Source organism: Cellulomonas sp. Marseille-Q8402, from assembly GCF_965119525.1.
In genome coordinates, this window is the sequence record NZ_CBCPLX010000002.1 from 71,281 (window position 1) to 96,387 (window position 25,107).

23 protein-coding genes and 2 tRNA genes are annotated in these 25,107 nt (G+C 73.2%); 9 read left to right on the top strand and 16 right to left on the bottom strand.

Annotation, left to right across the window (positions count from 1 at the left end):
* The first annotated feature begins 24 nt into the window (after positions 1-24).
* The 7 genes from ACWPWW_RS11405 to pknB are packed head-to-tail and all read left to right on the top strand — an operon-like array spanning position 25 to position 8,941.
* A complete protein-coding gene (locus ACWPWW_RS11405) occupies positions 25-738 on the top strand; it encodes an FhaA domain-containing protein (protein WP_454050497.1) in 714 nt (237 codons plus the stop codon).
* Between the two features lie 21 nt (positions 739-759).
* The gene (locus ACWPWW_RS11410) at positions 760-1,254 is read left to right on the top strand and encodes an FHA domain-containing protein FhaB/FipA (protein WP_454050498.1); all 495 of its coding nucleotides are present in this window, start codon (positions 760-762) and stop codon (positions 1,252-1,254) included.
* An 8-nt stretch (positions 1,255-1,262) separates the two neighbouring features.
* Positions 1,263-2,597: a Stp1/IreP family PP2C-type Ser/Thr phosphatase gene (locus tag ACWPWW_RS11415; RefSeq protein WP_454050499.1), complete on the top strand. Its 1,335-nt coding sequence runs from the start codon at positions 1,263-1,265 to the stop codon at positions 2,595-2,597.
* Positions 2,597-4,102: an FtsW/RodA/SpoVE family cell cycle protein gene (locus ACWPWW_RS11420; RefSeq protein WP_454050500.1), complete on the top strand. Its 1,506-nt coding sequence runs from the start codon at positions 2,597-2,599 to the stop codon at positions 4,100-4,102. The genes ACWPWW_RS11415 and ACWPWW_RS11420 overlap by 1 nt, the downstream gene beginning before the upstream one ends.
* Positions 4,099-5,556, top strand: coding sequence for a peptidoglycan D,D-transpeptidase FtsI family protein (locus ACWPWW_RS11425; protein WP_454050501.1), 1,458 nt, complete (start codon positions 4,099-4,101; stop codon positions 5,554-5,556). Before ACWPWW_RS11420 ends, ACWPWW_RS11425 begins: the two co-directional genes overlap by 4 nt.
* On the top strand, positions 5,553-6,947 hold the full coding sequence (locus ACWPWW_RS11430) for a protein kinase domain-containing protein (protein ID WP_454050502.1): 1,395 nt from the start codon (positions 5,553-5,555) through the stop codon (positions 6,945-6,947). Before ACWPWW_RS11425 ends, ACWPWW_RS11430 begins: the two co-directional genes overlap by 4 nt.
* The gene (pknB, locus tag ACWPWW_RS11435; protein ID WP_454050503.1) at positions 6,947-8,941 is read left to right on the top strand and encodes a Stk1 family PASTA domain-containing Ser/Thr kinase; all 1,995 of its coding nucleotides are present in this window, start codon (positions 6,947-6,949) and stop codon (positions 8,939-8,941) included. Before ACWPWW_RS11430 ends, pknB begins: the two co-directional genes overlap by 1 nt.
* 214 nt (positions 8,942-9,155) lie before the next feature.
* Here pknB and ACWPWW_RS11440 read toward each other — a convergent pair whose 3' ends face one another.
* From ACWPWW_RS11440 to ACWPWW_RS11460, 5 genes are all read right to left on the bottom strand, one after another.
* Entirely contained in the window at positions 9,156-9,956 is an 801-nt protein-coding gene (locus ACWPWW_RS11440) for a type IV toxin-antitoxin system AbiEi family antitoxin domain-containing protein (protein ID WP_454050504.1), read from the bottom strand.
* Between the two features lie 553 nt (positions 9,957-10,509).
* On the bottom strand, positions 10,510-11,133 hold the full coding sequence (locus ACWPWW_RS11445; protein WP_454050505.1) for an aminodeoxychorismate/anthranilate synthase component II: 624 nt from the start codon (positions 11,131-11,133) through the stop codon (positions 10,510-10,512).
* Position 11,134: 1 nt separating this feature from the next.
* Complete coding sequence (locus ACWPWW_RS11450) at positions 11,135-11,296, bottom strand: hypothetical protein (RefSeq protein WP_454050506.1); 162 nt, start codon at positions 11,294-11,296, stop codon at positions 11,135-11,137.
* Positions 11,296-12,090, bottom strand: a complete 795-nt coding sequence (locus ACWPWW_RS11455) for a class E sortase (protein ID WP_454050507.1) — start codon at positions 12,088-12,090, stop codon at positions 11,296-11,298. Before ACWPWW_RS11455 ends, ACWPWW_RS11450 begins: the two co-directional genes overlap by 1 nt.
* The gene (locus ACWPWW_RS11460) at positions 12,087-13,025 is read right to left on the bottom strand and encodes a DUF881 domain-containing protein (protein ID WP_454050508.1); all 939 of its coding nucleotides are present in this window, start codon (positions 13,023-13,025) and stop codon (positions 12,087-12,089) included. Before ACWPWW_RS11460 ends, ACWPWW_RS11455 begins: the two co-directional genes overlap by 4 nt.
* A gap of 118 nt (positions 13,026-13,143) precedes the next feature.
* On the opposite strand from ACWPWW_RS11460, the gene ACWPWW_RS11465 reads away from it, so the two are divergent.
* Positions 13,144-13,392 (top strand): cell division protein CrgA, encoded by a 249-nt coding sequence (locus ACWPWW_RS11465; protein ID WP_454050509.1) that lies wholly within the window; start codon positions 13,144-13,146, stop codon positions 13,390-13,392.
* Positions 13,393-13,550: 158 nt separating this feature from the next.
* On the opposite strand, the gene ACWPWW_RS11470 is transcribed toward ACWPWW_RS11465, so the two are convergent.
* Together ACWPWW_RS11470 and ACWPWW_RS11475 are read right to left on the bottom strand one after the other, a co-directional pair.
* Complete coding sequence (locus tag ACWPWW_RS11470) at positions 13,551-14,246, bottom strand: rhomboid family intramembrane serine protease (RefSeq protein WP_454050510.1); 696 nt, start codon at positions 14,244-14,246, stop codon at positions 13,551-13,553.
* A 163-nt stretch (positions 14,247-14,409) separates the two neighbouring features.
* The gene (locus tag ACWPWW_RS11475; RefSeq protein WP_454050511.1) at positions 14,410-14,949 is read right to left on the bottom strand and encodes a peptidylprolyl isomerase; all 540 of its coding nucleotides are present in this window, start codon (positions 14,947-14,949) and stop codon (positions 14,410-14,412) included.
* A gap of 171 nt (positions 14,950-15,120) precedes the next feature.
* On the opposite strand from ACWPWW_RS11475, the gene ACWPWW_RS11480 reads away from it, so the two are divergent.
* A complete protein-coding gene (locus tag ACWPWW_RS11480) occupies positions 15,121-16,035 on the top strand; it encodes a hypothetical protein (protein WP_454050512.1) in 915 nt (304 codons plus the stop codon).
* A gap of 76 nt (positions 16,036-16,111) precedes the next feature.
* On the opposite strand, the gene ACWPWW_RS11485 is transcribed toward ACWPWW_RS11480, so the two are convergent.
* The 9 genes from ACWPWW_RS11485 to gnd form a co-directional block, all read right to left on the bottom strand.
* Positions 16,112-16,187 (bottom strand) — tRNA-Ala (locus tag ACWPWW_RS11485).
* Between the two features lie 94 nt (positions 16,188-16,281).
* Complete coding sequence (locus ACWPWW_RS11490; protein WP_454050513.1) at positions 16,282-16,401, bottom strand: DLW-39 family protein; 120 nt, start codon at positions 16,399-16,401, stop codon at positions 16,282-16,284.
* Between the two features lie 21 nt (positions 16,402-16,422).
* Positions 16,423-16,496 (bottom strand) — tRNA-Ile (locus ACWPWW_RS11495).
* 62 nt (positions 16,497-16,558) lie between these two features.
* Positions 16,559-17,353: a DUF3566 domain-containing protein gene (locus ACWPWW_RS11500; protein WP_454050514.1), complete on the bottom strand. Its 795-nt coding sequence runs from the start codon at positions 17,351-17,353 to the stop codon at positions 16,559-16,561.
* Positions 17,350-19,965, bottom strand: a complete 2,616-nt coding sequence (gene gyrA, locus ACWPWW_RS11505) for a DNA gyrase subunit A (RefSeq protein WP_454050515.1) — start codon at positions 19,963-19,965, stop codon at positions 17,350-17,352. The genes ACWPWW_RS11500 and gyrA overlap by 4 nt, the downstream gene beginning before the upstream one ends.
* Before the next feature lie 69 nt (positions 19,966-20,034).
* Complete coding sequence (gene gyrB / locus ACWPWW_RS11510; protein ID WP_454050516.1) at positions 20,035-22,041, bottom strand: DNA topoisomerase (ATP-hydrolyzing) subunit B; 2,007 nt, start codon at positions 22,039-22,041, stop codon at positions 20,035-20,037.
* Positions 22,042-22,289: 248 nt separating this feature from the next.
* Positions 22,290-22,883, bottom strand: coding sequence for a DUF721 domain-containing protein (locus ACWPWW_RS11515; protein ID WP_454050517.1), 594 nt, complete (start codon positions 22,881-22,883; stop codon positions 22,290-22,292).
* Complete coding sequence (gene recF / locus ACWPWW_RS11520; RefSeq protein WP_454050518.1) at positions 22,873-24,108, bottom strand: DNA replication/repair protein RecF; 1,236 nt, start codon at positions 24,106-24,108, stop codon at positions 22,873-22,875. Before recF ends, ACWPWW_RS11515 begins: the two co-directional genes overlap by 11 nt.
* Before the next feature lie 9 nt (positions 24,109-24,117).
* Entirely contained in the window at positions 24,118-25,050 is a 933-nt protein-coding gene (gene gnd, locus ACWPWW_RS11525; protein ID WP_454050519.1) for a phosphogluconate dehydrogenase (NAD(+)-dependent, decarboxylating), read from the bottom strand.
* Positions 25,051-25,107 lie beyond the last annotated feature (57 nt).

The window sequence follows — 25,107 nt, forward strand, 5'->3', positions numbered from 1 at the left end:
GCGTGCGGTGAGGAGGTGGTGGGCGTGGGCATCCTGGACCGGTTCGAGCACGGTGTGGAGCGCGTCGTGAACACCGCGTTCGCCAAGGCCTTCCGCAGCGAGGTGAAGCCCGTCGAGCTGGCGAGCGCCCTGCGCCGCGAGGTCGACGACCGCGCCGCCGTGGTCGGCCGGGACCGCACGGTCGTGCCGAACGAGTTCACCCTGGAGCTCTCCCCCGGGGACTACGACCAGGTCGAGGCCTGGGGCGCCGAGGCCCTGGCGGACGAGCTCGCCGCGAACGTCACCGAGCACGCGACCGGCCAGCGGTACGCGTTCGTCGGGCCGGTGACCGTCGCGTTCCACGAGTACGAGGACCTCGAGACCGGCCGGTTCCGCGTGAAGTCGGCGACGGTGCGCGGCGCGGCCGCCCCGGCGACGACCGCGGCGCCCAGCCCGCGGCACCCGCTCATCGACATCGACGGCCAGCGGTACCTGCTGACCGGCCCGGTCACGGTCATCGGCCGCGGCTCGGAGGCCGACATCGTGGTGGACGACCCCGGGGTCTCGCGTCGCCACCTGGAGATCCGGGTGTCCTCGCAGGGCGTCGTGGCCTCGGACCTCGGGTCGACCAACGGCCTGTTCGTCGAGGGTCACCAGGTCCCGGCGGCGACACTCCTCGACGGCAACACGCTGACCATCGGGCGGACCCGCATCATGTTCTGGACCGGCGACGGCGACGGACAGGAACTGGACGAGTGAACGACGGCACGCAGGGCACGCATGAGTGAGCTGACGGTCACCCTGCTGCGCCTGGGGTACCTGGTGCTCCTGTGGGCCTTCGTGGTGTCCGCGATCGGCGTGCTGCGCCGGGACCTGTACGGGACCCGCATCGTGAACCGGCGCCGCCCCGGCCGGCCCGCCCCCGCACCCGCGGCCGGCACCCCGGCGGCTCCCGCGCCGGACAAGGGCCGCGGCCGCCGTGCCGGGCCGACCCGCCTGGTGGTCACCGAGGGCCCGCTGCGCGGCACGACCCTCCCGCTGGGCTCGTCCGCCGTCCTGATCGGCCGGGCGCCGTCCTGCACGCTGGTCCTCGACGACGACTACTCCTCCTCGCGGCACGCGCGCGTGTTCCCCGAGGGCGGGCAGTGGCTCGTCGAGGACATGGGGTCGACCAACGGCACGTTCCTCGACGAGCAGCCGGTCACCGCCGCGATGCCGGTGCGCGCGGGGTCGCAGATCCGCATCGGCCAGAGCGTCCTCGAGCTGCAGGGGTAGCGGGGACCGTGAGCATCGCGCTGCGCTACGCCGCCCGGTCCGACGTCGGTCTGGTCCGGTCCAACAACCAGGACTCGGCCTACGCCGGCCCGCACCTGCTGGTCGTGGCCGACGGCATGGGCGGGCACGCCGGCGGGGACGTCGCGTCCTCGGTCGCGATCGCCGCGCTCGCTCCCCTGGACGGCGAGTCGCACGGCCCGGACGACGCGCTGGACGAGCTCGAGCGCGCGCTCGAGGAGGCCCGCGAGGAGATCATCACCCGCTCCGAGGTCAACCCGGAGCTCGCCGGCATGGGCACGACGGTCACCGCGATCCTGCGCGCCGGCAACAAGCTGGCCATGGTGCACCTCGGCGACTCCCGCGGCTACCTGCTGCGCGACGGCGTCCTGACGCAGGTCACCACCGACCACACCTTCGTGCAGCACCTGGTCAACACCGGCAAGATCACGCCGGAGGAGGCCGAGCACCACCCGCAGCGCTCGGTCGTCATGCGCGTCCTCGGCGACTTCGACGTCGACATCGCCCCCGACCTGTCCGTCCGCGAGGCGCGACCCGGCGACCGCTGGCTGCTGTGCTCGGACGGGCTGTCCGGCTTCGTCAGCGGCGAGACCATCGCGCGGACGCTGTTCGAGCTCCCCGACGTCGACACGTGCGCCGAGCGCCTGGTGCAGCTCGCGCTCCGCGCGGGCGGCGGCGACAACGTCACGGTCGTCGTGGCCGACGTGCTCGAGCTCGACCAGGTGCGCGACGGCGCGGGCCCGACCACGAACGCCGTGGTCGTCGGCTCGGCCGCCGTGTCCCGCAACCGGCCCACCTCGGCCCAGGACGGGCCCGCGGCCCGGGCCGCCGAGCTCGCGCGCCAGGCCGCCGCCAGCACCCCGGGCGCCGGCGTGCCCGTGGTGGACGAGGACGACGCGGAGGACGACGAGGACGCGGACGAGCGCCGCACCCGTCGCCGGCGGCGCACCCGCCGGGTCCTGCTCTCGCTGCTCGCGGTCGTGGTCCTGGCTGCCGCGGCCGTCGGGTTCTACCGCTGGACGCAGACCCAGTACTACGTCGGGGTCGACGGGGAGGTCGTCGCGATCTACCGCGGCATCCCGCAGTCGGTCGGCCCGCTCACGCTGTCCGACGTGGTCGAGCAGTCCGAGGTCGCCGTCGACGACCTCCCCGCCTTCGTCCGCGAGCGGGTCGAGCAGACCATCCACACCGCCTCGCTGACCGAGGCGCGCGCGCGGGTCGAGGCCCTCGCCGAGGACGCGGCGGCCGAGGCCGACCCGACTCCTTCCCCCACCCCCAGCGCCCCTGCCACCACGACCGCCACGACCGCACCGGTGGCGCCCTGATGGCCACGGTGGAGGCGCACCGCGTGCGCGCCGGCCGCGGCACGGAGCTCGGGCTCCTGGTCCTGGCCCTGGCGATCGCGATCGCGGCGTACGCGCTGGTCGGGCTCGGCGTGACCGACGAGCTGCCTGCCGACGTCCTCGGCTACGGAGCGGGGCTCGCCGGCCTCGCGCTGGTCGTGCACCTCGTGCTGCGCTGGCGCGCGCCGTACGCGGACCCGGTGATCCTGCCCGCGGTGATCGCGCTCAACGGCATCGGCCTGGCGATGATCTACCGCATCGACCTCGCCCGGGAGGCCCGCGGCGGCACCGAGATGTTCGCGGGGCGGCAGCTCGCCTGGTCCGCGATCTCCGTCGGCCTCGCCTGCGTGGTGCTGGTCGTCCTGCGCGACCACCGGACGCTGCGTCGGTACACCTACACGGCGATGGTCGCGGCGCTCGGCCTGATCCTGCTGCCGCTGATCCCCGGCCTGGGCGTCGAGATCAACGGCGCGCGCATCTGGATCCGCGCGCTCGGGTTCTCCCTGCAGCCCGCCGAACTCGCCAAGATCGCCCTCGCGGTGTTCTTCGCCGGCTACCTCGTGACGCACCGCGACACCCTGGCGCTGGCCGGGCCCAAGGTGCTCGGGCTGCAGCTGCCGCGCCTGCGCGACCTCGGCCCGATCGTCGTGGTCTGGGCGGTGTCGATCGCGGTCCTCGTGTTCCAGAGCGACCTCGGCACGTCGCTGCTGTTCTTCGGTCTGTTCGTCGCGATGCTCTACGTCGCCACCGAGCGGCTGTCCTGGATCGTCATCGGCCTGCTCCTGTTCGCCGGCGGGGTCGTCCTCGCCACGGCGACGTTCGGGCACGTCGCGGCCCGGTTCCACATCTGGCAGCACGCGCTCGACCCCGAGGTGTTCGACCAGCACCCCGGCGGCTCCGGCCAGCTGGTCCGCGGCCTGTTCGGCCTGGCCAGCGGCGGGCTGTTCGGCACCGGCTGGGGCCAGGGCCGGCCCGACCTCGTGCCGTTCGCGGAGTCGGACTTCATCATCGCCTCGCTGGGCGAGGAGCTCGGGCTCACCGGTCTGATGGCGATCCTCGTGATCTACCTGGTGCTCTGCCAGCGCGGCCTGCGCACGGCCATCGGCGTGCGGGACGGCTTCGGCAAGCTGCTGGCCGCCGGCCTCGCGTTCGTCATCGCGTTCCAGTGCTTCGTGGTCGTCGGCGGCATCACGCGGATCATCCCGCTCACCGGCCTGACCACGCCGTTCCTCGCGTACGGCGGCTCGTCCCTGCTCGCGAACTGGACGATCGCCGCCCTGCTGCTCCGCATCTCCGACGACGCGCGCCGCCCGGCCCCCGAGCCCGGCGGCGACCTGCTGACCACGCCGTCCGGCGGGATCCCGCTGGACTCCGACGCGCGCAACCCCGTCGCGGTCGCCGGGCCGGCCGAGGGACCGCGCGACACCAGCGGCGACGACCAGCCGACCGAGCGCCTGCGCCGGACGACCGGGGGTGGTGCGTCGTGAACACCGCCCTGCGCCGGCTGTCGACGGTCGTCGTGATCATGTTCCTCGCCCTGCTCGGCGGCACCACGTGGGTCCAGTTCGGGCAGGCGTCCGCGCTGAACAACGACTCGCGCAACGTCCGCACCCTGTACCGCGAGTACGGCAAGCCCCGCGGCCCGATCATCGTCGCCGGCCAGCCCGTCGCGCAGTCGACGCCCGTCGACGACCCGTACGGGTTCCAGCGCGCCTACTCGCAGGCCGAGCTCTACTCCACCGTCACCGGGTTCTACTCGATCGTGAACGGCGGGACGCAGCTCGAGCGCGCCATGAACGACGTGCTGACGGGCGAGGCCGACTCCCTGTTCTGGACCCGGGTGCAGCAGCTGATCACCGGCGCGCAGCCGCAGGGCTCGTCGATCGAGCTGACGATCGACCCCGCGGCCCAGCAGGCGGCGCTCGACGCGCTCGCCGGGCAGCAGGGGGCGGTCGTCGCGATCGAGCCGTCGACCGGCAAGATCCTCGCGATGGTCTCGACGCCCGGGTTCGACCCGAACGCCCTGGCCACGCACGACACGACGGCGGCGAGCGCGGCCTACCAGCAGCTGCTGGCGGCCGAGGGCGACCCGCTCGTCAACAAGACGACCAGCGAGAACTACCCGCCGGGATCGACGTTCAAGCTGGTCACCGCGGCGGCGGCGCTGGAGTCGGGCAGCTACACCCCCGAGTCCGTGCTGTCCGCGCCCGACCTCTACACGCTGCCCGGCACCCGGACGACGCTGCCGAACTTCGGCGGCAGCTCCTGCGGCGCGAACGAGCAGACGACCCTCGCGGACGCGCTGCGGATCTCGTGCAACACCGCGTTCGCCTCGCTCGGCGCCGACCTCGGCGACGACGCGATCCGCGAGCAGGCCGAGCGGTTCGGCTTCGACCAGGCCGACCTCACCGTCCCGATGCGCGTCGCGCAGTCCACCTATCCCGAGGACCCGAACGCGGCCCAGACCGCGCTGTCGGCGATCGGCCAGGAGTCGGTGCGCGCGACGCCCACCCAGATGGCCATGGTCGCCGCGGCCATCGCGAACGACGGCGCGCTGATGACGCCGTACCTCGTGCAGACCGTGCGGACCGCCGACCTCGACGTCATCAGCGAGGCCCAGCCCGAGCAGCTGTCCGACGCCGTCTCCCCCGCGACCGCGCAGCAGCTCACGGACATGATGGTGAGCGTCGTGCAGTCGGGCTCCGGCACCGCCGCCCAGATCTCCGGCGTCCAGGTCGCCGGCAAGACCGGCACCGCGCAGACCGGCGTCGAGGGCGAGTCCCCGCACGCCTGGTTCACCGGGTTCGCGCCGGCCGACGACCCGCAGGTGGCCGTCGCCGTCATCGTCGAGCACGGCGGGTCCGTCGGCTCGGAGGCCACCGGCGGCCGCGTCGCCGCGCCGATCGCCCGCGCGGTCATGCAGGCGGTGATGGGGCAGTGAGGCCGGCCCCGGGCGTCGTCCTCGGCGGGCGCTACCGCCTCACGCACCAGATCGCCGTCGGCGGCATGGGCGAGGTGTGGGCCGCCCACGACGAGTCGCTGGCGCGCGACATCGCGATCAAGGTCCTGCGCGAGGAGTACGCCGGCGACAGCGGGTTCCTCGAGCGGTTCCGCACCGAGGCCCGCAACGCCGGCAGCCTGTCGCACGCCGGCATCGCCGCGCTGTTCGACTACGGCGAGCAGGACGGCTCGGCGTTCCTCGCCATGGAGCTGATCGTCGGCGAGCCCATGAGCGACCTGCTCGAGCGCGAGCCCGTGCTGCCCCCGCGACGGCTGCTGCCGATCCTGGCGCAGACCGCACGCGCCCTGCACGCCGCGCACGAGGCCGGCGTGGTGCACCGCGACGTCAAGCCCGGCAACATCCTCATCACGCCGACCGGCAAGGTGAAGATCACCGACTTCGGCGTCTCGCTGTCCAGCAACCAGGTGCCGATGACCGCGACCGGCATGGTCATGGGCACCGCCCAGTACCTGTCCCCGGAGCAGGCCGTCGGCGGGCCGGCGACCGCCGCGTCCGACCTCTACGCGCTCGGCATCGTCGCGTACGAGGCGCTCGTCGGGCACCGGCCGTTCACCGGACCCACCGCCGTCGACATCGCCGTGGCGCACGTCAACACGCCCGTCCCGCCGCTGCCCCCGTCGGTGGACCGGCAGATCGCCGCGCTCGTCATGCGGCTGCTCGCCAAGGACCCCTCGCAGCGGCCGCGCGACGCCGAGGAGCTCGCGCGGATGTTCGACGCCCTGGTGCCGCACACCCCCGCGGGCGGGAGCGCGCCGGTGTCGATCGTGCCGGGGCGGTCCGCGACGCCGCGTCCCTCGGCGGGCTCCGGCGGACGCCCCGCCGTCGACCCGGCCCGGCGCGAGCGCGCGGGCTCCCGGCCCAGCGAGGCCGGCGCGATGCGCGTGCGCGGGTCCTCGTCGACCCCCGCGGACACGACGGCCGCCGCGCCGCCGTCCTTCGACCCCCGCACCGGCCGACCCACGGGCGAGCAGCCCCGGTCCCGGCGCGACGACCGCACGCCGACCTACCGGGCCACCAGCGCCCGCGACGGCGCGCACAGCCAGCCCACCACCCGGGCGCACGCCCGGATCCAGGCCGGGGCCGGCAACGGCCGGTTCCACGTGCGGTGGCCCCTGCTCGTCCTGGCGGTCCTCGTGGTGGCGCTGCTCGGCGCCGCCCTCGCGGACCGCCTGACGGGTGACACGGGGTCGCTCAGCCCCGTCAGCACCGCCGGGTACGCCCGCGCGGACAGCGAGGGTGGGATGATCTGGCGAGCACAGCCCGGCGCAACCGCGCCGGACGCGCAGACGACGACAGCGAAGGACGCCTAGTGGTGGACGACGGATCCCGGATCCTCGCCGGACGGTACGAGGTCGGTGAGCTCATCGGCCGCGGTGGCATGGCCGAGGTGCACATCGGGCACGACACGCGCCTGGGACGCACCGTGGCCATCAAGATCCTGCGCTCCGACCTCGCGCGCGACCCGTCCTTCCAGGCGCGGTTCCGTCGCGAGGCGCAGGCCGCCGCCGCGCTGAACCACCCCGCGATCGTCGCCGTGTACGACACCGGCGAGGACACCTACACCGAGCCGACGGGCGCCGTCGCGCACGTGCCGTTCATCGTCATGGAGTACGTCGAGGGGCACACCGTCCGCGACATCCTCCGTGACGGGCAGGCCGTGCCGATCGAGGAGGCCATCGAGATCACCGCCGGCGTGCTGTCGGCCCTCGAGTACTCCCACCACGCCGGCATCGTGCACCGGGACATCAAGCCCGCGAACGTCATGCTGACGCCGACCGGCGCGGTCAAGGTGATGGACTTCGGCATCGCCCGCGCGCTGGCCGACTCCGCCGCGACCATGACGCAGACGCAGGCCGTGATCGGCACCGCGCAGTACCTGTCCCCCGAGCAGGCGCGCGGCGAGACCGTCGACGCCCGCTCCGACCTGTACTCCGCCGGCTGCCTGCTGTTCGAGCTGCTCACCGGCCGGCCGCCGTTCATCGGCGACTCCCCCGTCGCCGTGGCCTACCAGCACGTGCGCGAGATCGCGCCCGCGCCGTCGAGCGTCGCGTCCGACGTGCCCGAGGTGCTCGACCGCATCTGCGCCAAGGCCCTCGCCAAGGAGCGCGACGCCCGCTACTCCACCGCCGCCGAGTTCCGCGCCGACCTCGAGGCCGCCGCCCGCGGTCAGCAGGTCAACGCGCCGGCCGTCCCGGCCGTGCTGGGCGCCGGCGCCGCTACCCAGGTGCTCAGCCCCGACCCGGCCGCCACCCAGGTCCTGCCCGGCGACGCCCCCGCGTGGGCGCCCACCGGCCCCGGCACCTCCGTGCTGCCCGCGCAGAACGGCGAGGATCCCGAGGACGAGCAGAAGTCCAAGCGCTGGCTCTGGATCACGCTGAGCATCGTCGCGGCCGTGGCGATCGGCGGCATCCTCTGGCTGCTGCTGCGCGGCGACGGCGAGGAACCGGCGGCGACCACCACCGTGCCGACGATCGCCGGCCTGGCCGAGGCGGATGCCGTCGCCCAGCTGCAGGCCGCCGGGTTCGAGTACACGCGGCAGGCCGAGGCGAGCGCCGACCAGCCCGAGGGCACCGTCACCCGCAGCGACCCCGCCGGCGGCACCGAGGCCGAGGAGGGCTCGACCATCGAGTTCTGGGTCTCCACCGGCCCGAACTCCGTCGCCGTGCCCGACGTCTCGGGGCTCACCCAGGAGGCGGCGCGCGCCCAGCTCGAAGACGCCGGCCTGACCGTCGGCAGCGTCCAGGAGGAGAACGACCCGGCACAGCCCGCGGACCGCGTGCTGCGCACCGACCCCGCGAGCGGCCAGTCCGTCGCGGACGGCTCCGCGGTCACGCTGCTGATCGCGTCCGGCAACGTCGAGCTCGGCGACCTGGCCGGCCAGACGCAGGACGAGGCCGTCGCGGCGCTCACCGCGCTGAACCTCGGGTCGTCGATCGGCACGGAGGAGAGCGCGACCGTCGAGGCGGGCCGGGTCATCCGCCAGGACCGCAGCGGCCTGCTCCCGCAGCGCACGGTGATCACGCTGACCATCGCCACGGCGCCGACGACGGTCACCATCCCGACCGACATCGTCGGCAAGACCGAGGCCGACGCGACGGCCCAGCTGCAGGGGCTCGGCCTGGTGGTCGACTCGATCGCCTCCGACGAGCCGTCCAACCAGCCCGTCGGCACGGTCCTGACGTCCTCGCCCGCCCCCGGCCAGACGGCCCGGATCGGGAACACGGTGACGCTCACCCTGTCCTCCGGCCCGAACCCCACGGGCGGCCCCGGCAACAGCACCGGCGGCGGCGGCGACGAGGACTGACCGCCCCGCCGCCGACGCAGGCCCCGTCCCCCCGGAGGACGGGGCCTCCGTCGTCCCACCCCCTCCGCCCGCCTCCCGCGTGCACGCCCCCGCCTCCGCCCCGCCTCCGTCCCGCCCCCGCCCCGCGTTCGCCCCGCCTCCGCCCCGCGTTCGCCGAGGTAGTGAGATCTGCTCCACGTAGTGCGATCTGGCGCACTACGTCGACGAGACCGCACTACCTCGACGAGACCGCACTACCTCGGCGGCGGTAGGCCGCCCGGCGCAGCGTGCGCGCGACGCGGTCGGTGAGGTCTTGCGGTCGGGCGAGGTCTTCCCAGGTGAAGCGGATGACCTGCCACCCCTCGTCCTCGATCGCCGCCTGGCGTCGTCGCTCCTCGGCGAAGGCCGCGACGACCGCGGCGGCGACGTCGCCGTACTTCCCGCGACCGTCGAACTCGACCGCCACCATGGCGTCGCGCCACCCGAGGTCGACCCACCGCCAGCCGAGCCGGGTGCGCACCGCGACCTGAGGTTCCGGCGCAGGGAGTCCCGCGTCGACGATCGCGTGCCGCACGAGCGTCTCCCCGGCGGACTCGGACCGGGCGTCCGCGAGCGTGACGACGCGGCGAGCACGGCGGATGCCCCGGTCGCCTCCGGCTCTGGTGATCATGTGCGCGAGTCGCAGCGGATCGGCGCCCAGCCGCAGGGCGGAGTCCGCGATGACCAACGCTCTCCCGACGGGCAGAGACGACGCGCAGTCGAGGACCGTGCGTTCGAGCGATGACACCGGGAGCCCGAGGTCGTGGCGTACCTCGTCGAGCCGGTCGGTCCGGGATGTCCAGTGGCGGCGCACGCCTGCCTCGCGGTTCCCCTTGACCTGGGAGTTGACCGACCCCGTGACGTCGACCGTGGTCGGCACCGGAGCCAGATCACAGCCCCAGAGCATCGCCGCCGTCTCGTGGCTGAACCAGTGCGGCGCCGCCCGGGTGACGTGGACAGCCGCTGCGAGCGCGAGCAGCCGATGGCGGTCGCTCATCCACGACGGTCCGACGGGCGGTGGTGCGGCATACACACCGTGCCGAACTCTCACCAGGCCACCCCGTCGTCGTCGGGCGTGCAGGCTCGTCCGGGGGCAGGCTGGTCGTGGCGCACCACCCCGGGCACCTCGGGCCGAGCACCCGTCGCGGGTGGCCGCCGCGCGGGTGGGCACCGATCACCCGCCCCCACACTCGGTCGGGACGCTGACGCCGTGCTCGCGGATCCGGGTTGCATCCCCCCACCCTGCGAGCCGGGGACGAGCACACGCTTTCGTCGTCCCCAGATGAAGGCCACCGTCCCCGTCCACAACCGCGTCGGTCGTCGCGGCACACCCCCTGATGAAGCGGATCCTCCCCTCCTCCCCCCGCGCGACTTTCCCCACCCGCCCAGGTAGTGCGATCTCGTCGAGGTAGTGCGGCGCACCGCACTACCTCGAGCGGGTCGCACTACCTCGACGACGGGTGGTGTCAGCGGAGGGCCCGGCCGGGGCGGGCGGCGGGCGGCGGGCGGCGGGCGGCGGGCGGCGGCGGCGCCCGTCGCACGCCGGGGGGTCAGGGGCGGACGAGGGGGTGGAGGCCGGCGGAGCGGGCGACCGCGTCCGTCTCCCCCGTGAGCGCCAGCCAGTTCGCGAACAGCCGGTGCCCGCCCTCGGTCAGCACCGACTCCGGGTGGAACTGCACGCCGTGCAGGGGCAGCGTCCGGTGCTGGAGGCCCATGATGATGCCGTTGGCGCGCGCGGTGACGACCAGGTCGTCGGACGCGGTGCCGTCGACCACGGCCAGCGAGTGGTAGCGGGTCGCGGTGAACGGCGTCGGCAGCCCGTCGAACACGCCCTCGCCGTCGTGCGAGACGAGGCTGGTCTTGCCGTGCATGAGCTCGGGCGCGTGCGTGACGGTGCCGCCGAACACCTCGCCGAGCGCCTGGTGGCCCAGGCAGACGCCGAGCATCGGGGTGCCGGTCTCCGCGCAGTCGCGGATGACGTCGATCGAGGCGCCGGCCTCGGACGGCGTGCCCGGCCCCGGCGAGATGAGCACGCCGTCGAAGTCGCCCCGCTCGGACAGCGGCGGGACGGCGTCGTTGCGCACGACGACCGTCTCCGCCCCGAGCTGGTCGAGGTACCCGACGATCGTGTAGACGAAGGAGTCGTAGTTGTCGACGACGAGGATCCGGCTCACGTCATCCCTCCCCGACGGTGGTGTCGTTGAACGGCATGTACGGGGCGAGCCACGGGAACACCCACACGAAGCACGCGGCGAGCACCGCCAGCGCGAGGACCAGCAGCATCAGGACGCGGACCAGCGCCGGCCCGGGCAGACGGCGCCACAACCACCCGTACATCAGGCTCCCTCGGCGAGCTCGGCGGGGACGCCCTCGGAGACGGGCGCCCAGTAGTCCAGCACGCCGTGCACGATGTACCGCTCGCGGGCGGAGAACATCGGGTGGCAGGTGGTGAGCGTGATGTACCGCTCGGTCGGCTCGGCACCGGGCTGGTCCGGCACCGGCGCGATGACCTGGACGTCGTCGGGCATCACGATCTGCGACGACGTCACGCGGTAGACGTACCAGGTGTCCTGGGTCCAGACGACGATCGGGTCGCCCTCCTGGAGCTCCTCGATCCGGTTGAACGGCTTGCCGTAGGTGGTGCGGTGCGCCGCGAGGGCGAAGTTGCCGACGCCCCCGGGCATCGCGGTGCCCTCGTAGTGGCCGATGCCGAGGGGGTTCAGCACGTTCGGTCGGTCGGTGCCCTGCGTGATCGTGCGCGTCGGCTCCCCGTCCCACCGCGGCACGCGCATCGACGCGAAGGTGGTCAGGTAGGGCGGCTCCTCGGCCACGGGCGGCTCGTCGTACCGCGGGGTGACGATCGCGGGACCCTCGTCCTGCAGCGGCGCGAGCGGCTCGTCCCAGCCCTGCTCCTGCACGATGGCGGCCTGCGCGCTGTTCGCCTCGACGTCGGTCCACCACAGCTGCCAGGCGAGGAACGCGAGCAGCAGCACGCCCGCCGTGATGAGCAGCTCGCCCACGACGCCGACCGCACCGAGCACGACACCGGTCCCCCGGGACGGCCGGCCCCGGCGCGCGTCTCGGCGGGTGGACGCGTGCCCGACGGCAGGTCCGACCTCCGTACCGCTCATCCCTCGGTGTCCTCCCGGCGCGCCCCGGCGCTCGTCGCGGTGCCCTCCTCGGCGACGAGCCCCGGCAGGACCTCGGTGCCGGTCGGGACGCTGGCGTACCTCATGTCGACGGACCCATCGTAGGCGGGGACGCGCACCCCCTCGCCCGGCCGGGTGGTCGCCCACCCGAGGCCCACGGCGTCCACCCAGGACCGGTACGCCCGGACGGCGGGGTCGGCGTCGAGCGCCGCGAGCAGCTCGTCCGGGTCGCCCACCGCGGTGACGACGTACGGCGGGGAGTAGCGGCGGCCCTGCAGCGACAGCACGTTGCCGATGCACTGGAACGCGCTGGTCGAGATCACGCGCTGGTCCATGAGGGCCATGGCCTCCGCTCCCCCGGTCCAGAGCGCGTTGATGACGGCCTGCAGGTCCTGCTGGTGGACGACGAGGTCGTCGGGTCCGGTGCCGGCGGGGCGCGGGCCGTCCGCCGGGGCGTCGTCGAGGCTCACGGTGATGCCGGTGCCGGAGACGGCGACCTTGCCGGAGGCGATGTCGAACGCCTCCCCGGCGGACTGCCACTCCAGGCCGACCGTGTCCGTCTGCTCCTGCGTGAGGGCGTCGACCTGGGACCGGAGCTCCGCGACCTGGTCGGCGAGCCGCTCGCGCCGTGCGTCCTCGTTGGACTGGAGCCCGGCGAGGTCCTGCGGCTGGCGGGCGTCGCTGCCGTTCGCCAGCCGGGCGTTGGCCGTGAACAGCGCGCCGGCGAGCGCCATGACCAGCGCCACCGACAGCGTGCCGCGCAGGGCCCGACCCCGGCGGTGGGCGGTCAACCGGTGCTGGGCGTGCTCGCGCGCGGCGTGCAGGCGCGCGGACGGCCGCTCCGGCGCCGGGGTCTCCGGCTCCGGGGGTCCTGCGCTGTGCGCCCCGTGGGCGCGCCGCCTCTGCTCGTCGGGCACGCTGATCCCCTCGTCTCGCCACTACGCTAGGCCACGTCACGCGGAATCGTGCGCCCGTCCACACCCCGTGGCGGCGCGCGGACCGGCAACGTCGGACGGTCGAGGTCAGGAGCATCCCGTGCCCAAGTCGAGGACGCGGCAGAAGTCGCACTACACCGCGCCCCAGGAGGGCCCCACGAAGCCCGCGGTCAACGCGCCGTGGTTCCTCCCGGTCATGCTCGGGCTGCTGGTGCTCGGGCTGCTGTGGATCGTGGTCACCTACCTGACCAACTTCGACCTGCCGATCCCGGGCATCGGGTCCTGGAACCTCGCGGTCGGGTTCGCGTTCGCGCTGGTCGGGCTCGGGATGGCCACCCGCTGGCGGTGACGCGTCGTCCGGGGACGGGGATCGGCACCAACAGCTCCGTCCCCAGGCCGCGGCCGGTTGTCCCCAGGCCGGCTGCGCGGTGTCCCCAGCGGTGCACAACCCTGTGGATAACTACACCGGTGTAATTCCACAGCTGTGAGCAACGCTGGGGACGGGTCTCAGACCCCCGCGTAGGCCACCAGGACGGCTCCTGCGAGCAGGACCGCCGTCCCGGCGCAGGCGCCGACCGCGACCGGCAGGCGCTTGTCCCGGGGCGCGTACGCGAACGCCGCGCCGAGCGCCGCTCCGACGATCAGACCGCCGAGGTGCGCCTGCCACGCGACGCCGGACAGCACGAAGCCGAGCACCGCGTTGATGGCCAGGACGACGACGATGCCCCGCGCGCTGCGTCCGACGCGCCGCAGGACGACCAGCACGGCCCCGAACAGGCCGAACACCGCGCCGGACGCGCCCACCAGCACGGTGAACCACGAGGCGCTGAACGGGTCGGCCAGCAGCAGGAACATCACGGACCCGCCGATCGCGCTCAGCAGGTACAGCGCGAGGTACCGCCACCGGCCGAGCGACGTCTCGAGGAACGGGCCGACCGACCACAGCGCGATCATGTTGAACGCGATGTGCACGACGCTGCTCGGCGAGTGCAGGAACGCCGAGGTGAGGAAGCGCCAGGGCTCCGACTCCCCGAGGAACGGGACGAACGCCAGGTCGATGGTCCAGCGGTCGCTGACCTGCTGGAGCACGAAGCTGATCACGCACAGGGCGATCAGCGTGATCGTGACGACGGGACGGCCGTCCGTGACGCGACCGCCGAACGCGGTGCGGGCGGGGCGCTGTTCGCGTGCGGCGTCGCGCACGCAGTCCACGCACTGGACGCCGACCGCAGCCGGGCGCTGGCACTCCGGGCACGCCGGCCGGCCGCACCTCTGGCACCGCACGTAGGCGATGCGGTCGGGGTGCCGCGGGCAGACGGGAGGCGGAGCGGGGGCAGGGCCCGGCTGCGGTTGGGTCATCGAGGGGTCAGGACTCGAAAGACACCGACTCGATCACCACGTCCTCGACCGGGCGGTCGCCCGGGCGCGTCGGCGTGGTGGCGATCGCGTCGACGACGCCGCGGCTCTCGTCGTCGGCCACCTTGCCGAAGATCGTGTGCTTGCCGTTGAGGTGCGGCGTGGCCGTCACCGTGATGAAGAACTGCGAGCCGTTCGTGCCGCCCACCTGGCCGGTGATCGGGTCCCGGCGCAAGCCGGCGTTCGCCATCGCGAGCAGGTACGGCTCGGAGAACCGCAGCTCGGGGTGGATCTCGTCGTCGAAGGTGTAGCCCGGACCACCGGTGCCGCGGCCCAGCGGGTCGCCGCCCTGGATCATGAAGCCGTCGATCACGCGGTGGAAGACCACGCCGTCGTACAGCGGCGTGCTGCGCTTCTCGCCCGTGGCCGGGTCGGTCCACTCCTTCTCCCCGGTCGCGAGGCCGCGGAAGTTCTCGACGGTCGCGGGGGCGTGGTTCGGGTAGAGCTCCAGGCGGATGTCGCCTCGGTTCGTGTGCAGGGTCGCCTTCATGACCGTCATCCTGTCACGGACCGGTGACCCACCACCCGGCGACGACAGCGTGTTCACGCGGGACGAACACAGGCTTCTCAGGTGCTCGCACCCGCCTGCCACCTGCGCGGAGGGCCCGACGGTGGCAGAGTGGGTGGTCAAACGGACGACCCTGAGCAGGAGAGTGTGGACATGGCCTTCCTGACCCGACGGAGCAAGATCGAGACCGTCTCCGACCACCTGACGTCCGAGCGCCTCAAGGGGCAGGCGGCCGACGTGGGCGCCGCCCTCGTGGACGCCGGGAGCAAGGCCGCCGCGACCGCCAAGGTGCAGGCGGCAGAGGCCGCCGTGGTGGCCAAGGGCGCCGCGGAGCACGCGGTGGAGTGGACGCAGCCGCGCGTCGAGGCGGCGATCGAGTGGCTCATCCCGCGGATCGACCACGCCTACAAGGAGAGCGTGAAGGCGGCCGCGCCCAAGGTCGAGAAGGCAGCGGGCAAGGCCTCCCCCGTGATCGACACCGCGCACGACAAGCTGGTCGACGACCTGCTGCCGCGCCTCGTGCAGGCCGTGAACGAGGCGGCCGAGCGCGCCGGCGCGGCGGTCGAGCAGGTCGCCGACAAGGAGTCGGGCAAGAAGAAGGCGAAGGCCGCCGCGGTGGCGGCCGCCGCCGCCGCTGCCGCCTCGAAGGCCGAGAAGAAGCAGCACAAGGGCGCCAAGCGGTTCTTCCTGGTCGCCACGCTGCTCGGAGCGGGTGCCGCGGTGTTCGCGTGGACCCGCTCGCGCACCACGACGGACCCGTGGGCCGAGCCGTGGGAGCCCGAGTCGGCGAGCACCGACCAGCTCCGCGCCCGGGCCGGCGACGCGGCCGAGGCCGTGGGGCAGGCGGCCGGCGAGGCCGTGGCCCGTGGCCGCGAGGCCACGCAGAAGGCTGCGGAGCGCGTCGCCGAGGTCCGTGAGGACGTCGAGGAGCGCGTCGCCGACGCGACCGAGAAGGTCACCGAGGCCACCAAGAAGGCGACGCAGCGCCGCGCGGCGCCGAAGAAGCCGGACACCGAGGGCACGACCGGCACGACCCCCGCCGCCGGCGAGGGCACGACCGAGGCCTGATCCGCCGCACGACGCACGAAGGCCCGGCACCGCGAGGTGCCGGGCCTTCGTCGTGCTTCCGGTGATCCGGTCCGTGTGGTGGAGCCAAGGGGACTCGAACCCCTAACCCCCTGCTTGCAAAGCAGGTGCGCTACCAATTGCGCCATGGCCCCGTGCGCGCCCGGAGGCCGGACGCTGGGCACCCGTCGCACGGAGGCGGTGGGTGCCCGGGAGGTGCTGCTGCGTCGACCGCAGCGGGGGATTCGCCTACTCGACGGAGTCGGTGACCTCGGCCCACAGGTCGCGGTCGTCCCGCTCGGCGGCGTAGCGCGTCCAGAGGACGTATCCCGCGGCGGCGGCTGCCACCAGGAGCAGGAGCTTCTTCATGGATCCCCCAGGGCTCGGGAGTGGGCCTAAGAGGACTTGAACCTCTGACCTCTTCCTTATCAGGGAAGCGCTCTAACCGTCTGAGCTATAGGCCCGTTCGCACGCTGGCGTGCCGGACGAGACTACCCCAGCAGGGGCCGCCCGCCCAAACCGGAGGTCACTCGTCCGTCATCGTCACGTGCACGCCGCCCACCAGGGCGGCCGTGATGTTGTAGAGGAAGGCGCCGATGGTGGCGAGCGCGGTGACCAGGAAGATGTCGACGACGCCGACCAGGGTGGCCACGGAGAGCACCCGGTCGAACTCGACGTACCGCATGATGTCGAAGTCGGAGTCGGCCAGGACCTCGGTCACCAGGCCGTTGATCGTGGCGAACACCTGCAGCGAGTCGAGCGTCAGCCAGACCACGGCCGTGGCGACGACGATCATGATGCCGATGGCCACCGAGATGAGGAACGACAGCTTCATCACGGACCACGGGTCGACCCGGGACACGGCGAGGCGCACGCGGCGCGGGCCGGTCCCGGACGTCAGGGACGACGCCGCCGGCCGGGCGGACGTGGCCGGCGCGCTGCCGGAGCCGGAGGTCCCGGTGCGCGGCGTCGTGCCGGAGGCGGGCCGTGCGGCCTCCTGCGTCGCCGTGGCGCTGCTGGACGCGCCCGTGGCAGCCTTGGGGGCGGTCGACGTCGCAGCAGCGGTGCCTGCGGCAGCGGTCGCCGGAGCCGAGGACGCCGTGGAGCCGGAGCCGCCGGACCCGGACGAGCCGGTGCGCGGCGCGGGCTTGCCCTTGGCGGCCGGCGTGGCCTTGGTGGCGGGGGAGCCGGAGCCCCCGGACGCCTTCGGCGTGGTGCCGCGGCCCGCGGTGTCGGTGGCGGTGCGGCCGCCGGCGGGCTTGTCGGAGTCGCCGCCCGAGGTCTTGCGGGGCGGGATCGACGGAGGCGTGTCGCTGCTCACGCGTCCTCCTCGGAGGTCTCGTCAGCCACCGGGACGTCCGGGGCTGTGGTGACGCTGGTGTCCTCGAGGGCCGCGGACGTGACGTCCTCAGCCTCGGCCGAATCACCCACGGTACCTGCCTCGTCGCCGAGGTGGCGCTCGATGTTGCGGGCGACCGCGATGATCCGGTCACCGTTGTCGGGCTTGGCGAAGATCACACCCTGCGTGGTGCGGCCCGTGGCGTTGACCTCGGAGGTCGCGGAGCGGACGATCTTGCCGCGCTCCATGATGACCAGCACCTCGTCCTCGGGGTCCGTGACGAGCGCGCCGACCAGGTCGCCGTTGGCCTCGGGCAGGTTGGCCACCTTGATGCCGAGGCCGCCACGCCCCTGGACGCGGTAGTTCTCCACAGTGAGGGCCGTGCGCTTGGCGATGCCGCCCTGCGTGACGGTGAACAGGAACGCCTCCTCGCGGACGACGTCCATGGCCAGCAGCTCGTCGTCGGCACGGAACTTCATGCCGGTGACGCCCGACGTGGCGCGGCCCATGGGGCGCAGCGCCTCGTCCGTCGCGGTGAACCGCAGCGACTGCCCCTTGCGGGACACCAGGATGAGGTCGTTCACCGAGTCGACGATCCGGGCCGAGACGAGCTCGTCCGGCAGGCCGTTCTCGTCCTCGCGCAGGTTGATCGCGATGACGCCGCCGGACCGGTTGGAGTCGTACTCCGTCAGCCGCGTCTTCTTCACCAGGCCGCGGGCCGTGGCCAGCACCAGGTACTCGGCCTGCTCGTAGTCGCGCAGGTCCAGCACCTGGGCGATCTTCTCCCCGGGCTGGAACGCCAGCAGGTTCGCGACGTGCTGGCCCTTGGCGTCGCGGCCGCCCTCGGGCAGCTCGTACGCCTTGGCGCGGTACACGCGGCCGAGGTTCGTGAAGAACAGCAGCCAGTGGTGCGTCGTGGTCACGAAGAAGTGGTCGACGATGTCGTCCTCGCGGAGCTGCGCGCCGCGCACGCCCTTGCCGCCGCGGCGCTGGGCCCGGTAGTTGTCCGACCGGGTGCGCTTGGCGTAGCCGCCGCGGGTGATGGTGACGACCATCTCCTCCTCGGCGATGAGGTCCTCGACGGACACCTCGCCGTCGAAGGGCAGGATCGTCGTGCGGCGCTCGTCGCCGTACTTGTCGACGATCTCGTCCATCTCGTCGCGGACGATGCCGCGCTGGCGCTCGGGGGACTCGAGGATCGCGCGGTAGCCGCGGATCTCCTCCTCGAGGCGCGCGTAGTCGTCGAGGATCCGCTGCCGCTCGAGGGCCGCGAGCCGGCGCAGCTGCAGGGTGAGGATCGCGTTGGCCTGGACCTCGTCGATGTCCAGCAGGGCCATCAGGCCGGTGCGGGCCTCGTCGGCGTCGGGGGAGCGGCGGATCAGCGCGATGACCTCGTCCAGCGCGTCGAGCGCCTTGAGGTAGCCGCGGTAGATGTGGATCTGCTCCTCGGCCTTGCGCAGCCGGAAGCTGGTCCGGCGGACGACGACCTCGAGCTGGTGGGTCGTCCAGTGCCGGATGAAGGCGTCCAGGCTGAGCGTGCGCGGCACGCCGTCCACCAGGGCGAGCATGTTGGCGCCGAACGTGTCCTGCAGCTGGGTGTGCTTGTACAGGTTGTTCAGCACGACCTTGGCGACGGCGTCGCGCTTGAGCACGACGACCAGGCGCTGGCCGGTGCGGCCCGAGGTCTCGTCGCGGATGTCGGCGATGCCCTGCACGCGGTTCTCGCGGACGAGGTCGGCGATCTTCTTCGCGAGGGTGTCGGGGTTCACCTGGTACGGCAGCTCGGTGACGACGAGGCAGATCCGGCCCTGGATCTCCTCGACCTCGACGACCGCGCGCATCGTGATGGAGCCGCGGCCGGTGCGGTACGCCTCCTCGATGCCGCGGTGGCCGAGGATCGTCGCGCCGGTGGGGAAGTCGGGGCCCTTGACGCGCGTCAGGAGCGCGGCGAGGAGCTCCTCCTTCGACGCCTCCGGGTTGTCCAGGTGCCAGCGGACGCCCTCGGCGACCTCGCGGAGGTTGTGCGGCGGGATGTTGGTCGCCATGCCGACCGCGATGCCGGCCGAGCCGTTGACCAGCAGGTTCGGGAACCGCGACGGGAGGATCGACGGCTCCTGCGTGCGGCCGTCGTAGTTGTCCTGGAAGTCGACGGTGTCCTCGTCGATGTCCCGGACCATCTCCATGGCCAGCGGCGCCATCTTGCACTCGGTGTACCGCGGGGCGGCGGCCGGGTCGTCGCCGGGGGAGCCGAAGTTGCCCTGGCCGGCGACCAGCGGGTACCGCAGCGACCAGTCCTGCACCAGGCGGACCAGGGCGTCGTAGATCGCCGTGTCGCCGTGCGGGTGGTACTTGCCCATCACGTCGCCGACGACGCGGCTGCACTTGGAGAACTGCCGGTCGGGCCGGTAGCCGCCGTCGTACATGGCGTACAGGACGCGGCGGTGCACCGGCTTCAGGCCGTCGCGGACGTCCGGGAGCGCACGGCCCACGATGACGGCCATCGCGTAGTCCAGGTAGGACCGCTGCATCTCGAGCTGCAGGTCCACCTGGTCGATGCGGCCGTGCTCGATGTTGTCGCCGGTCAGCTCTGTCACAGGTCAGGTCCTTCGATGGGTCGGCGCGGGGCGCGCGCCTGGGTCGCGAGGGGTCGGGTCACGCCGCGGTCAGATGTCCAGGAAGCGCACGTCGCGCGCGTTCCGCTGGATGAACGAGCGCCGGGACTCGACGTCCTCGCCCATCAGCACCGAGAAGATCTCGTCCGCCGCGGCGGCCTCGTCCAGCGTGACCTGCAGCAGCGTGCGGTGCTCGGGCGCCATGGTGGTCTCCCAGAGCTCCGAGTAGTCCATCTCGCCCAGGCCCTTGTAGCGCTGGATGGCGTTGTCCTTGGGGATCCGCTTGCCCTTGGCCTGGCCGTCGGCCAGCACCGCGTCCCGCTCCCGGTCGGAGTAGACGTAGTCGTGCGGGGAGTTGGACCACTTGATCCGGTACAGGGGCGGCTGCGCCATGTACACGTGGCCCTTGAGGATCAGGTCCGGCATGTACCGGTAGAGCAGCGTCAGCAGCAGCGTGCGGATGTGCTGGCCGTCGACGTCGGCATCGGCCATCAGCACGATCTTGTGGTACCGGAGCTTGGAGAGGTCGAAGTCCTCGCCGATGCCGGTGCCGAAGGCCGTGATCAGCGCCTGCACCTCGGCGTTGCCGAGCGCGCGGTCGAGCCGGGCCCGCTCGACGTTGAGGATCTTGCCGCGCAGCGGGAGGATCGCCTGCGTCTGCGGGTTGCGCCCGCGGACGGCCGAGCCGCCGGCGGAGTCGCCCTCGACGATGAAGATCTCGCACTCGGCAGGGTTGTTGGACTGGCAGTCCTTGAGCTTGCCGGGCATCGAGTTGGACTCGAGCAGGCCCTTGCGGCGGGTCGCCTCACGGGCCTTGCGGGCCGCGAGCCGTGCCTGCGACGCCTGGATGGCCTTGCGGATGACGTCGCGCGCCTCGTTCGGGTGCGAGTCCAGCCAGTCGGCGAGCTGCTCGTTGACCACGCGCTGCACGAAGGTCTTCGCCTCGGTGTTGCCGAGCTTGGTCTTGGTCTGGCCCTCGAACTGCGGCTCGCCCAGCTTGATCGACACGACGGCGGTGAGGCCCTCGCGGATGTCGTCGCCGGTGAGGTTGTCGTCCTTCTCCTTGAGGATGCCCTTGTCGCGGGCGTAGCGGTTGACCAGGGAGGTCATCGCCGCGCGGAAGCCCTCCTCGTGGGTGCCGCCCTCGGTGGTGGAGATGGTGTTCGCGTAGGTGTGCACCGACTCGGAGTACGCGCTGGTCCACTGCATCGCGACCTCGAGGGAGAGGCGGCGCTCGGTGTCCTCGGCCTCGAAGTCGATGACGTCGGGGTGCACGAGCTCGACCTTCTTGGCCGAGTTGAGGTGCTTCACGTAGTCGACGAGGCCGCCGTCGTACTTGTACGTGACGGACCGGAACGCCGCGGCCTCGCCGTCGGCGGCGTCGGTGCCCTCGCCCGCGACCTCGTCGTCGGTGTCGGAGTGCGCCGGGCGCTCGTCCGTCAGCGAGATCTGCAGGCCCTTGTTGAGGAACGCCATCTGCTGGAAGCGCGAGCGCAGCGTCTCGAAGTCGTACTCGACGGTCTCGAAGATGCTCGGGTCGGCCCAGAAGGTCTGCGACGTCCCGGTGTCCTCGGTCGGCTCCAGCCGGCGCAGCTCGCCGTCCGGCTTGCCGCCGTCCGCGAAGTCCTGCTCCCAGGTGTAGCCGTCGCGCTTCACGACCGTCTGCACCTTCGTGGACAGCGCGTTCACCACGGAGATGCCGACGCCGTGCAGACCGCCGGACACCGCGTAGCCGCCGCCGCCGAACTTGCCACCGGCGTGCAGGATCGTCATGACGACCTCGACGGTCGGCCGGCCCTCGGTCGGGTGGATGGCGACGGGGATGCCACGGCCGTTGTCGACCACCCGCACGCCGCCGTCGGCAAGCAGGGTGACCTCGATGTGGTCGCAGTAGCCGGCCAGCGCCTCGTCGACGGAGTTGTCGACGACCTCGTACACCAGGTGGTGCAGGCCGCGCTCGCCGGTGGAGCCGATGTACATGCCGGGACGCTTGCGAACCGCCTCGAGCCCCTCGAGGACCGTGATCTGGGAGGCGTCGTAGGCGGGAGTCCCGTTCACCGTCCCCCCGGGTGCGTCGGTGGAGGGAGTCGGTCCGGTGGAGGGGCTCTGGTCAGCCACGGGCGGAAGTGCTCCTCAGTTCTCACACGCGGCGGAGGCGCCCGTCCTCCCGTCGGGAGGGCGGATCACTCCACGACGACGGAGATCGTGCGTCCTGGACCGGCGCAGAGGCGCCAGAGATGTCGATTCCCAGTGTACCCGCACCCGCTCCGGAAACCCCGTTGATCCGCCCTGCCTGTGGACGGCGGTCAGCCCCAGGTGTCCCGCGCGCCGCGACCGCGCACGGAGCGCTTCCCCCGGCCGAAGCCGGGACCCGCCGGACCCAGCACGCGGACGTCCCGGACCACGCCCTCGCCGACGTCCTCGCTCATCCGGCGCACGAGCTGCGGGGCGAGCATCTTGAGCTGCTGCGCCCACGCGGAGGAGTCGGCACGGACCACCAGGACCCCCTCGGCGAAGGTCTCCGGGGTGCAGTGGTCGGCGATGTGGTCGCCCACCACCTCGCGCCAGCGCCCGACGACGCCGCCGACCGAGACCTCCTGCACCCAGCCACGGTCGCGGAACAGCGACGCCATCGTCGTCGAGACCGTCAGCGGGTCCCGCGGGTGGACCCCGGGGCCACCGCGCTCGGCCGGGGAGAGCGGCGATCGGCCGCGCGCCTGCTGCCCGGGCCGGTAGCCCTTCGACCGCGCCACGGAGCGGAACCGGGCGAGCGACAGCCGGGCCATCTGCGCCGCGGGCGTGATGTCGAGCTGCTCGCAGACGGGGACGGCCGGGTCGAGCGCCTGCTCGGCGCCACCACCGGCATCCGTCGCCGTCGGGGACGGCTCGTCAGGCGACACGGGCGACCTCCGACGCCAGCACGTCGTAGCGGGCACCGGCCAGCCGCTCGGGCACGTCGCCCGGGACGGCGGCGGTGACGAAGACCTGCCGGGCGTCGGCCACCATCTCGGCCAGCCGCGCGCGGCGCCGGAAGTCGAGCTCCGCGAACACGTCGTCGAGCATGAGGACCGGCTCGCCGTCGGGGCCCGAGTCCGCGACCCAGAGCTGAGCCGCGTCCTCGGCGGTGTCCGGCTTCGGGCCGTGGGTCAGCAGCTCGTAGGACGCGAGGCGCAGCGCGAGGGCGAACGACCACGACTCACCGTGGCTCGCGTACCCCTTCGCGGGGAGGTCCCCGAGCGTGAGGACCAGGTCGTCCCGGTGCGGCCCGACCAGGCAGACCCCGCGCTCGAGCTCCTTGGGCCGGAGCCGGCCGAGCGCCTCGAGCATCTGCTCCTCGACGACCCGGGCGGGGCTGCCGGCGTCGGCCGGGGGAGCGACGGCCGGCTCGGCACCGTCCAGCACGGCCGCGAGCGAGGACCGGTAGCCCGTGCGCGCCGCGCCCTGGCCATCGCTGACCCGCTCGTACGCGTCACCGACGTAGGGGTCGAGCGCGGCGACGACGGCCTGCCGGGCGACGATCACCTGCGCGCCGAGCTCCGCGAGCTTCGCGTCCCACACGTCGAGCGTCCGCACGTCGAGGTTGCCGGCGCGCGACCCGCGGAACCCGGACGCGGACTTGAGCAGCGCCGTCCGCTGCCGGACCACGCGGTCGTACTCGCTGAAGACGCCGGCCAGCCGCGGCGTCACCTGCACGGCCAGCTCGTCGACGAACCGCCGGCGACCGTCCGGGTCGCCCTTGACCAGCGACAGGTCCTCGGGCGCGAACAGCACCGACCGCAGCGCGCCGACCACGTCCCGCGCGCGGGACGGCGACCCGTTGACCTTGACCCGGTTGGCCTTGCCGGAGCCGAGCTGCACGTCGATGACCAGCGCGCGCTCGGAGCCGTCGTCCTGCGCGCGGACCACGCGCGAGCGCACCACGGCCGCCGACGCACCCGCCCGCACGAGCGGGGCGTCGGTCGGCACGCGGTGGCTGGAGAACGTCGAGACGTAGCCGACCGCCTCGACGAGGTTCGTCTTGCCCTGCCCGTTCGGTCCGACGAGCGCGGTGATCCCCGGCTCGAAGGTCAGGTCGACCTGGTGGTACGACCGGAAGTCCGTCAGGGACAGGTGCGAGACGTACATCGAGCGGCGTCAGCCCTCCGAGCGCACGCCCGAGGGGGCGTCCCCGGAGATCGGCGCACCGGCGGCGCGCACCGCGTGCCCGCCGAACTGCTGGCGCAGGGCCGCCACGGCCTTCATCGCGGGGGACTGCTCCTGGCGCGACTGGAACCGGGCGAACAGCGCCGCGGTGATCACCGGCAGCGGGACGGCGGCGTCGATCGCCTCGTCCACGGTCCAGCGGCCCTCGCCCGAGTCGGCGACCCAGTCGTCGATCTGCTCGAACTCCTGGTCCTCCTCGAGCGCCTTGACCAGGAGCTCCAGGAGCCAGGACCGGACGACGGTGCCGCGCTGCCAGGCCTTCATGGTGCCGGCGACGTCGGTGACGATGTCCTTGGCGGCGAGCAGCTCGTAGCCCTCGGCGTAGGCCTGCATCAGGCCGTACTCGATGCCGTTGTGCACCATCTTCGCGTAGTGGCCCGCGCCCACGGCGCCCGCGTGCACGAAGCCCTCCTCGCGGGGGCCCTCGGGACGCAGCGCGTCGAAGACCGGCATGACGCGCTCGACGTCCGCCGCGTCGCCGCCGACCATCAGGCCGTAGCCGTTGGCCAGGCCCCAGACGCCGCCGGAGACGCCGACGTCGAGGAAGTGGATCCCCTTGGCGCCGAGCTGCTCGGCGTGCGTCGCGTCGTCGCCGAAGTACGAGTTGCCGCCGTCGATCACCAGGTCGCCCTCGGCCAGCAGGCCGCCGAGCTCGCCGATCACCGCGTGCGTGACGGCGCCCGCAGGCACCATGACCCACACGACGCGCTCGCCGGCGGGGAGGGCCGCGACCAGGTCGGCCAGCGACGCGACGTCGGAGACCTCCGGGTTCTGGTCGTACCCCGTGACCTCGACACCCGCGTTCCGCATCCGGTCGCGCATGTTCGCGCCCATCCTGCCGAGACCCACCAGGCCGATCTGCATCGCTCCACCTCTCCTCGCCCGACCGTCGCCGGGGCCTCGAGGTCCCGGGACGTCTTC

Excerpts from the sequence above, each read along its gene's own strand:
- ACWPWW_RS11410 (WP_454050498.1), top strand. The coding sequence starts at position 760 with ATGAGTGAGCTGACGGTCACCCTGCTGCGCCTGGGGTACCTGGTGCTC.
- ACWPWW_RS11420 (WP_454050500.1), top strand. The coding sequence starts at position 2,597 with ATGGCCACGGTGGAGGCGCACCGCGTGCGCGCCGGCCGCGGCACGGAG.
- ACWPWW_RS11440 (WP_454050504.1), bottom strand. The coding sequence starts at position 9,956 with ATGAGCGACCGCCATCGGCTGCTCGCGCTCGCAGCGGCTGTCCACGTC.
- ACWPWW_RS11450 (WP_454050506.1), bottom strand. The coding sequence starts at position 11,296 with ATGTACGGGTGGTTGTGGCGCCGTCTGCCCGGGCCGGCGCTGGTCCGC.
- ACWPWW_RS11455 (WP_454050507.1), bottom strand. The coding sequence starts at position 12,090 with ATGAGCGGTACGGAGGTCGGACCTGCCGTCGGGCACGCGTCCACCCGC.
- ACWPWW_RS11475 (WP_454050511.1), bottom strand. The coding sequence starts at position 14,949 with ATGAAGGCGACCCTGCACACGAACCGAGGCGACATCCGCCTGGAGCTC.
- ACWPWW_RS11480 (WP_454050512.1), top strand. The coding sequence starts at position 15,121 with ATGGCCTTCCTGACCCGACGGAGCAAGATCGAGACCGTCTCCGACCAC.
- ACWPWW_RS11490 (WP_454050513.1), bottom strand. The coding sequence starts at position 16,401 with ATGAAGAAGCTCCTGCTCCTGGTGGCAGCCGCCGCCGCGGGATACGTC.
- recF (WP_454050518.1), bottom strand. The coding sequence starts at position 24,108 with ATGTACGTCTCGCACCTGTCCCTGACGGACTTCCGGTCGTACCACCAG.
- gnd (WP_454050519.1), bottom strand. The coding sequence starts at position 25,050 with ATGCAGATCGGCCTGGTGGGTCTCGGCAGGATGGGCGCGAACATGCGC.